The following is an 8,681-nucleotide window of genomic DNA, read 5'->3' on the forward strand; positions in this document are numbered from 1 at the left end:
CATGCAGACGCGCGCAGAAACCGACACCGTCGACGCCGAGTCCTCGGCCTCCGCGAAGGCCCACGTGCTCATCGACGCACTGCCCTGGCTGAAGCGATTCCACGGCGAGACCGTGGTCGTGAAGTTCGGCGGCAACGCGATGGTCAGCCCCGAACTGCAACGGGCGTTCGCCGAGGACATGGTCTACCTCCGCTACGCCGGCATCAAGCCCGTCGTCGTGCACGGGGGCGGCCCGCAGATCTCGTCGATGCTCGAGCGGCTCGGCATCGAGAGCGAGTTCCGCGGCGGCTACCGGGTCACGACGCCCGAGGCGATGGACGTGGTCCGCATGGTGCTCTCGGGCCAGGTGAATCGCGAGCTGGTCTCGCTCGTGAACGAGCACGGGCCGCTTGCGATCGGCCTCTCCGGCGAAGACGCGGGGCTGTTCCGCGGCCGTCGCCGGGGTGTGGTCGTCGACGGCGAAGAACTCGATCTCGGCCAGGTCGGCGATGTCGTCGAGGTCGACCCGGCGGCGGTCATCGCGCAGCTCGAGGCGGGCCGCATCCCCGTGGTCTCCTCGATCGCGCCCGATGCCGACCACCCGGGGCAATCGCTCAACGTGAACGCCGATTCCGCCGCGGCGGCACTCGCGGTCGCGCTCGGCGCAGCGAAGCTCGTCGTGCTGACGGATGTCGCAGGCCTCTACCACGACTGGCCGAACCGCGACTCGCTCGTCTCCCAGATCGACTCGGCCGAGCTCGCCGAACTGCTTCCGAGCCTCGAGTCGGGCATGATCCCGAAGATGACGGCGTGCCTCGAGGCCGTCGAGGGCGGCGTCTCGAAGGCCGCGATCATCGACGGTCGCGTGCCGCACTCGATCCTCCTCGAGATCTTCACGCCCGCCGGCATCGGCACCGAGGTGGTGGCCGCATGAGCGACGACGTGCAGCAGTCGAGCGACGTGAGCGCAGACGACTGGCAGCAGCGGTTCGACCGGCGCATCATGCGTTCGATCGGCATGCCGCTCCGCAAGCTCGACCACGGCGAGGGCGCCTACGTGTGGGACGACGAGGGCACCGAGTACCTCGACTTCCTCGCCGGCATCGCGGTGAACTCCCTCGGGCACGCCCACCCCGCGTTCGTCGAGGCCGTCAGTCGTCAGGCTGCGACCCTCGCGCACGTGTCGAATTACTTCACGACCGAGCCGGCACTCGAACTCGCCGAGCGCATCACGCGACTCGCGGGGGCGGGCGACAACGGACGTGCCTGGTTCGGCAACTCGGGTGCCGAGGCCAACGAGGCCGCCTTCAAGCTCGCGCGCCTCAACAACTCCGGCGGCGCCCGCACACGGGTGCTCGCGCTCGTCGACGCGTTCCACGGCCGCACGATGGGTTCGCTCGCCCTCACGGGCAAGCCGCACATGCGCGAGGCGTTCGAACCGCTCGCCGGAGGGGTCGAGCACGTCCCGGCGACGATCGAGGCGCTCGAGGCTTCGATCGACGATGCCGTCGCCGCGCTGATCGTCGAGCCCATCCAGGGCGAGGCCGGGGTCGTCGAACTGCCCGAGGGCTACCTCGAGGCGGCGCGCGAGCTCACCCGCCGGCACGGCGCGCTGCTCATCGTCGACGAGATCCAGACCGGGGCCGGGCGCACGGGCGCCTGGTTCGGCTTCCAACACGCGGGCATCACGCCCGACGCCATCACCGTCGCGAAGGGCATCGGCGGGGGCATCCCGATCGGCGGGCTCGTGACGTTCGGCGCGGCATCCGACCTCTACTCGAAGGGCCAGCACGGCTCGACGTTCGGCGGCAACCCGCTCGCGACCGCGGTCGCGAACGCGGTGCTCGGCGAGATCGAACGCGCCGACCTCGTCGGCAACGCCGCCCGTCGCGGTCCGCAGGTGCGCGAGCGCATCGCGGCCATCGGGTCCCCGCTCGTCGCCGCGACGCGCGGCCGCGGGCTCCTCATCGGCGTCGGGCTCACCGAACCTGTCGCGGGCAAGGTCGTCGACGCCGCCCTCGCGCACGGCCTCATCGTGAACGCCGCCAACGACGTGACCATCCGACTCGCACCGCCGCTCATCATCGGCGACGCCGAGATCGACGCCTTCGCCGAGCGATTCGCCGCGGCGCTCGCCGACGTCGAGCACGCGACATCCTGAACCGAACCGACGCGTCGGCCTCGCCGACCCACCGAACGGAAACCATCGAATGACCCGCCATTTCCTCCGCGACGACGATCTCTCTCCCGCCGAACAGGCCGAGGTGCTCGACCTGGCCCTACGGCTGAAGGCCGACCGGTTCGCCGAGCGCCCGCTCGAGGGCCCCCGCACGGTCGCCGTCTTCTTCGACAAGACCTCGACGCGCACGCGCATCTCGTTCTCGGTCGGCATCACCGACCTGGGCGGCGCGCCGCTCATCATCTCGTCGAGCGACAGTCAGCTCGGCGGCAAGGAGTCGGTCGCCGACACCGCCCGCGTGCTCGAGCGCATGGTCGCCGCGATCGTCTGGCGCACCTTCGCGCAGGCCGGCCTCGAGGAGATGGCCGAGGGCACGACGGTGCCGGTCGTCAACGCGCTCTCCGACGACTTCCACCCCTGCCAGCTGCTCGCCGACCTGCTCACCGTCAAGGAGAAGTTCGGCGAACTCGCCGGGCGCTCGCTCGCGTACGTCGGCGACGGGGCGAACAACATGGCGCACTCGTACCTGCTCGCCGGTGCGACGGCCGGCATGCACGTGCGCATCGGTTCGCCGGCCGGATACCCGCCGCGCCCCGACATCGTCGAGGACGCGCGGCGCATCGCGGCCGCCGGCGGCGGTTCCGTGCTCGTCACGACGAATCCGCACGAGGCCGTCTCCGAAGCCGATGTCGTCGTGACCGACACCTGGATCTCCATGGGCCAAGAGGACGAGAAGGTCGAGCGCATCGCCGAGTTCGCCGGATACGGCGTCGACGACGCGCTCATGGCCGAGGCATCCGAGGACGCGATCTTCCTGCACTGCCTGCCCGCCTACCGCGGCTACGAGGTCGAGGCGTCCGTCATCGACGGACCGCAGTCGGTCGTGTGGGACGAGGCCGAGAACCGCCTGCACGCGCAGAAGGCGCTGCTCGTCTGGCTCCTCGCGCAGAACTCGACCGACGCGCAGGCGAGCGCGGCCGAAGCCGGCGAGAGCGACCGGACCGAAGAGACCCAGGAGGACGCACGATGACCGCCGACACGACCGGCACCCCCGAGGCTCTGGGCCCGCACGGCACGAACGAGGGCTCGCTCTGGGGCGCGCGCTTCGCGAGCGGCCCGTCGCCAGAACTGCAGGCCCTGTCGAAGTCGACGCACTTCGACTGGCAGCTCGCGCCCTACGACATCGCCGGTTCGCGCGCCCATGCCCGGGCGCTCTCGGCGGCGGGCTACCTCGATGCGACCGAGCTCGACACGATGCTCGCGGGCCTCGACACGCTCGAGGCACGCGTCGCGAACGGCGACATCGTCGCGGCCGAGTCCGACGAAGACGTGCACGGCGCGCTCGAGGCCGCGCTCATCGGCATCGTCGGCCCCGAGCTCGGCGGCAAGCTCCGCGCGGGGCGCAGCCGCAACGACCAGATCGCCACCCTCGTCCGCCTGTACCTGAAAGACCACGTCGCGGTCATCGGGCGTCAGCTCGTGCACCTCATCGACGCGCTCTCCGCGCAGGCCGATGCCCACCGCACGGCGATCATGCCGGGCCGCACGCACCTGCAGCACGCGCAGCCGGTGCTCCTCGCGCACCACCTGCTCGCCCACGGCTGGGCGCTCTCGCGCGACCTCGAGCGACTGGTCGACTGGACCAAGCGAGCGGATGTCTCGCCCTACGGCGGCGGTGCGCTCGCCGGGTCGACCCTGGGCCTCGACGCGGCATCCGTCGCCCGCGACCTCGGTCTTGCGAGCCCGTCCGAGAACTCGATCGACGGCACCGCGAGCCGCGACGTCGTCGCCGAGTTCGCCTTCGTCTCCGCGATGATCGGCATCGACCTGTCCCGCATCGCCGAGGAGATCATCCTCTGGAACACGCGCGAGTTCGGGTTCGTCACGCTCCACGACGGCTACTCGACCGGCTCGTCGATCATGCCCCAGAAGAAGAACCCCGACATCGCCGAGCTCGCGCGCGGCAAGTCGGGTCGGCTCATCGGCAACCTCACGGGCCTGCTCGCGACCCTCAAGGCGCTGCCGCTCGCCTACAACCGCGACCTCCAAGAAGACAAGGAGCCCGTCTTCGACTCGGTCGAGACGCTCGAGGTGCTGCTGCCGGCGTTCACGGGCATGGTCGCGACGCTCACGTTCCACACCGAGCGCATGGCCGAGCTCGCACCTGCCGGATTCTCGCTGGCGACCGACGTCGCCGAGTGGCTCGTCAAGCGCCATGTGCCGTTCCGCGACGCGCACGAGATCACCGGTGCGCTGGTGCGCTATGCCGAGGAGTCCTCGCTCGAGCTCGACGAGATCGACGACGCGGCCCTCGCCGCGATCGATGCCAGACTCACGCCCGACGTCCGCGAGGTCCTCACGATCGAGGGCTCGGTCGCGAGCCGTGACGGGGTGAGCGGCACGGCGCCGGTGCGCGTCGCCGATCAGTTCGCGAAGCTCGCCGAGCGCGTGCGCCATCTCGTCGCCGGGCTTCCCGACGGCGATCGCTGAGCGGTCTGCGGCTGATGCGGCGATGAGCGAGCGGATGCCGCGGCCGGCCGCCGCCGAGGTCGGCCCGCTCTCCGGCGCGGCGTCCGACGCCCTGAGCGTGCCCGACCGCGCGTTCTTCGCGCGCGACTCGGTCGAGCTCGCCCCGTTGCTGCTCGGCGCCGTGCTCGCCTACGAGTCCGACGAGGGCCGCGTCGCGGTGCGGCTGTCCGAGGTCGAGGCGTATCGCGGCGTCGGTGAGGACCCGGGCTCGCATGCCCATCGCGGAATGACCGCACGCACGACGGTGATGTTCGGCGCACCCGCGCATCTCTACGCGTACTTCACGTACGGCATGCACACCTGCCTGAACGTGGTCGCGGGCGTCGAGGAGCAGGCGTCGGCGGTGCTGCTGCGCGGCGGCACGGTGGTCGAGGGGCTCGAGCTCGCACGTCGACGGCGCGGCGCGGCATCCGACCGGGATCTCGCACGCGGGCCCGCTCGGCTCGCAGTCGCGCTCGGCGTGCCGCTCGCGGCGACGGGCGCCGACCTGCTCGCACCGCCGTTCGAGATCGAGGTCCGGGATCGACCGCAGGCGTACGAGGCCGGACCTCGCACGGGCGTCAGCGGTGCAGGCGGGGGAGCGGCGTACCCGTGGCGCTTCTGGCTGCCTGGCGATCCGGGCGTCTCGCCGTATCGTCGGCACGCGAAGTCGCACGACTGAAGGCGCAGCCCGGTCCGCGAGCGGCTAGTGCACCGCGATCTGCACGACCAGCGCCGCGGCGCAGGCCCAGATGAGGCTCGCGAGGGTGCCGATGATGAATCGCTCGCGGGCCTCGGGCGCCTCGAGCTCGGTGAATCGGCCGACGCCCTTGACCGCGACGACGATCGCGAGGCCCTCGGGGAACCCGGCGATGATCGAGCCCGCTGCCGCGATGCGCTCGAGGAAGCCGATCACGAGGCCACCGCGCAGCACCTCGCGCTTGGGCGCTGCCACGAGGCCCTGTCGCTCCTCGGCGGTCGTGGCCTTCTCGCTGACGATGATGCCGCCGTGCAGGCCGGGCGAGACGCTCGTGCCCATGGCAAGGTTGAGGGCCGTCGCGGCGGCGGGGCTTCCGCCGAAGACCGCGGCCGTGAAGGCGAGCGCGGTCGCGAGCGGCGCGAAGCCGCCGGGCGCGGGCTCGGTCAGGGCCGAGGCACAGAGGATGGCGATGAGGAGCGCGCCTGCGGCGACCCACACGAAGACGGCTCGGAACCGCAGATGCGCGAGGATCGAGAACCCGGCAGCGCCGGCGAGCGCGAGGAACAGGATCGTCGAGGCGATGGCGTTCGTGACGGCGGTGGGATCGAACACGGGGTTCCTTCGGCGTAGGGGTCCACGGAGCGGTTGCGAACAGCGTAGCGAGAGTGGCCGACACACGGGCCGTGGCGGTTCAGCGTGTGATGTCGGAGCCGACGACGGCGTCGAGCTCGGCGAGCAGTCGTTCGAGGGGGGCGAGCGCTTCGGACTCCGCACGCCACATGGCCGCCTTCAGGCGAGCGCTCACGGCAGCCGGACTGATGCCGAGCTCACGCGCGACGTCCTTCTGCAGGCGTCCGGTCCGCGCGAGGTCGACGACCTCCCAGCCGGGTTCGCTGCGGCGTTCCCGAAGCAGCACGAGCAGCCGCACGAGCGCTTCGACACCGGCCGCGTCGATCGTGCCGGCGGTGTCCGTGGCCCGCTCGGCGTCGGGCCCGATCGGCGTCGACGTAGGGAGAGCGGATGCCGCGCGCAGCGCGAACCGTCCGTCGGCGCGCTTCGCCGCCTGCACGGCCTCGCGCGCGGCGATGAACGCGGTGCCCGTTGCCTTGCGCGCGGCGTCGGGCAGGGGAGTCCGCACGTCGCCGAGGCCGAGGCCGACGCTCCATCGGCCGTCGCGCGTCGCGTCGAGCACGATCGAGAGCGCGGCCCGGGCCGATGCGGTGACCAGCTGGATCTCGTCGCCCGCGGTCTGGTCTGCCGGAAGCAGGAGCGCCCCGCCGTGGGAGCGCTCGAGCGAGGCGATGAGGTCGCCCGCCCGGTCGTCGTCTCGCCGGCTCGCCACCTGGTCTGCCGTGATCACGAACATCGTGCCTCCCTCGATCAAGGTCTCAAGGTTGTTCTCTCGTGCATAAGTCTACAGACTTGATTGAGCATGATCAATGTTCGTAAGTGTATCGATGCGATCGGTCCCCGCGTTGCAGGAGCGCCTTCCGCACCGACCTCCGCTGATAGCCTTGCGGAGTGTCAGACCCCGTGATCCTCGCATCCCAGCACAACGACGCCGCATTCGACGACGTCTGGGAGGAGCTCCGCTGGCGCGGCCTCGTGCACGTCTCCACCGACGAAGCCGCCCTGAAAGCACTCCTCGCCGGCGATCCGATCACGTATTACTGCGGTTTCGACCCCACCGCTCCGAGCCTGCACCTCGGCAACCTCGTGCAGTTGCTCACCATGCGCCGACTGCAGCTCGCAGGGCACAAGCCCCTCGGGCTGGTGGGCGGATCGACCGGCCTCATCGGCGATCCGCGCCCCACCGCCGAGCGCACGCTCAACACGAAGGAGACCGTGGTCGAGTGGGTCGGCCGCCTGCAGGCGCAGGTGAGCCGCTTCCTCTCGGCCGAGGGCGAGAACGCCGTGCGCCTGGTGAACAACCTCGACTGGACCGCAGATCTCAGCGCCATCGACTTCCTGCGCGAGATCGGCAAGCACTACCGCGTCGGCACGATGCTGAAGAAAGACGCGGTCGCGTCGCGCCTGAACTCTGACGCCGGCATCAGCTACACCGAGTTCAGCTACCAGATCCTGCAGGGCTTCGACTACCTCGAGCTCCACCGCCAGTACGGCTGCGTGCTGCAGACCGGCGGCAGCGACCAGTGGGGCAACCTCACGAGCGGCACCGACCTGATCCACCGGGTCGAGGGTCGGAGCGCCCACGCGATCGGCACGCCGCTCATCACCAACTCCGACGGCACGAAGTTCGGCAAGAGCGAGGGCAACGCCATCTGGCTCGACGCCGAGATGTGCAGCCCGTACCGCTTCTACCAGTTCTGGCTCAACACCGACGACGCCGACGTCATCGGCCGGCTGAAGGTGTTCACCTTCCTCGGTCGAGAGCGCATCGAACAGCTCGAGGCGCTCGTCGAGAGCGAGCCGTTCCGGCGCGAGGCGCAGCGCACGCTCGCGAACGAGGTCACCACCCTGGTGCACGGGGCGGATGCCACGGCAGCCGTCATCGCGGCATCCGAGGCGCTCTTCGGACAGGGCGACCTGTCGGCACTCGATGACGCGACGCTCGAATCCGCGCTCCGCGAGCTGCCGAACACCACGACCGCGCCTGACGTACAGGTAGCGCAACTGCTCTTCGACACCGGGCTGGTCAAGTCGGTGAGCGAGGGTCGCCGCGCGATCGCCCAGGGCGGTGTCTCGCTCGACAACGTTCGCATCGACGATGAGGCCGCGACCATCGAAGGGCGTGTTCCCCGAGGTGGCATGGCGGTGCTCCGCCGCGGCAAGCGCACGCTCGCCGGCGTCTTCGTCGAATAGCCGAGGGTCTCCGCACTCGGAGTCCGCAATCGGCATCGGCCCCGCTCTCCCGCCTCGGCGGTGGAGCGGGGCCGTTTCGCGTTGAGGCAGATCTCGTGTTGATCAGGGAATTCGATCCAATCGTGGCGTGCGACACGCCCGGGATGCATCGAGGATTTGTCTGTGCGCCGAACCCGAGGGTAAGTTTCTATCTGTCGCCACGTCGGCTGAGTCGGACTGAGAGGTTCGGGTCGGCGGTCGGGTTGATGCTCTAGCCAAATAACCTCGTAGGCGCGATTGCGACTCGGTGATTTCAAGTCTAGAGTGTGATTCCCTCCACCTTTCGCGATCAGGTCTCGATCTGGTTCGTGAATCCACAGGTTGTTCGGATCTGCATCCGCAGGTTCGCCCAGCTTCGTGTGGTGGTATGGTTGGCAGGTTGCCCTGAATTGCAGGTCCACGGGTTGTGGGTGTCTGGTTTTGTGGCGTCTGGTTCTTGAGAACTCAACAGCGT

Annotated in this window: 8 protein-coding genes; 6 read left to right on the forward strand and 2 right to left on the reverse strand. The window is 70.1% G+C overall.

Translation table 11 applies throughout. The features are described from left to right. Window position 1 precedes the first annotated feature (1 nt). The 5 genes from argB (at window position 2) to BM342_RS18030 (ending at window position 5,347) form a co-directional block, all read left to right on the forward strand. Complete coding sequence (gene argB / locus BM342_RS18010) at window positions 2-913, forward strand: acetylglutamate kinase (RefSeq protein ID WP_092968546.1); 912 nt, start codon at window positions 2-4, stop codon at window positions 911-913. Beyond that, window positions 910-2,139, forward strand: coding sequence for an acetylornithine transaminase (locus BM342_RS18015; RefSeq protein ID WP_092968547.1), 1,230 nt, complete (start codon window positions 910-912; stop codon window positions 2,137-2,139). The genes argB and BM342_RS18015 overlap by 4 nt, the downstream gene beginning before the upstream one ends. Before the next feature lie 49 nt (window positions 2,140-2,188). Continuing rightward, complete coding sequence (gene argF / locus BM342_RS18020; RefSeq protein WP_092968548.1) at window positions 2,189-3,187, forward strand: ornithine carbamoyltransferase; 999 nt, start codon at window positions 2,189-2,191, stop codon at window positions 3,185-3,187. Next, complete coding sequence (gene argH, locus BM342_RS18025) at window positions 3,184-4,647, forward strand: argininosuccinate lyase (protein WP_092968549.1); 1,464 nt, start codon at window positions 3,184-3,186, stop codon at window positions 4,645-4,647. Before argF ends, argH begins: the two co-directional genes overlap by 4 nt. Before the next feature lie 97 nt (window positions 4,648-4,744). Beyond that, window positions 4,745-5,347, forward strand: coding sequence for a DNA-3-methyladenine glycosylase (locus BM342_RS18030; RefSeq protein WP_092968881.1), 603 nt, complete (start codon window positions 4,745-4,747; stop codon window positions 5,345-5,347). A gap of 24 nt (window positions 5,348-5,371) precedes the next feature. Here BM342_RS18030 and BM342_RS20230 read toward each other — a convergent pair whose 3' ends face one another. Together BM342_RS20230 and BM342_RS18040 are read right to left on the reverse strand one after the other, a co-directional pair. Continuing rightward, window positions 5,372-5,977 carry a hypothetical protein gene (locus tag BM342_RS20230; protein WP_255368914.1) on the reverse strand — a complete coding sequence of 202 codons (606 nt, stop codon included), beginning with the start codon at window positions 5,975-5,977 and terminating at the stop codon, window positions 5,372-5,374. A gap of 79 nt (window positions 5,978-6,056) precedes the next feature. Beyond that, window positions 6,057-6,731: a hypothetical protein gene (locus BM342_RS18040; protein WP_092968550.1), complete on the reverse strand. Its 675-nt coding sequence runs from the start codon at window positions 6,729-6,731 to the stop codon at window positions 6,057-6,059. Between the two features lie 155 nt (window positions 6,732-6,886). Here BM342_RS18040 and tyrS point away from each other — a divergent pair, with 155 nt between their 5' ends. Next, window positions 6,887-8,188, forward strand: a complete 1,302-nt coding sequence (gene tyrS, locus BM342_RS18045; RefSeq protein WP_092968551.1) for a tyrosine--tRNA ligase — start codon at window positions 6,887-6,889, stop codon at window positions 8,186-8,188. The last annotated feature ends 493 nt before the right edge of the window (window positions 8,189-8,681 follow it).

The organism is Agromyces sp. CF514 (assembly GCF_900113185.1).
GTDB lineage: Bacteria > Actinomycetota > Actinomycetes > Actinomycetales > Microbacteriaceae > Agromyces.

Bases quoted from the DNA above. Each gene is read 5' to 3' on its own strand.
- argF (WP_092968548.1), top strand. From the start codon at position 2,189: ATGACCCGCCATTTCCTCCGCGACGACGATCTCTCTCCCGCCGAACAG.
- argH (WP_092968549.1), top strand. From the start codon at position 3,184: ATGACCGCCGACACGACCGGCACCCCCGAGGCTCTGGGCCCGCACGGC.
- BM342_RS18040 (WP_092968550.1), bottom strand. From the start codon at position 6,731: ATGTTCGTGATCACGGCAGACCAGGTGGCGAGCCGGCGAGACGACGAC.
- BM342_RS18015 (WP_092968547.1), top strand. From the start codon at position 910: ATGAGCGACGACGTGCAGCAGTCGAGCGACGTGAGCGCAGACGACTGG.
- argB (WP_092968546.1), top strand. From the start codon at position 2: ATGCAGACGCGCGCAGAAACCGACACCGTCGACGCCGAGTCCTCGGCC.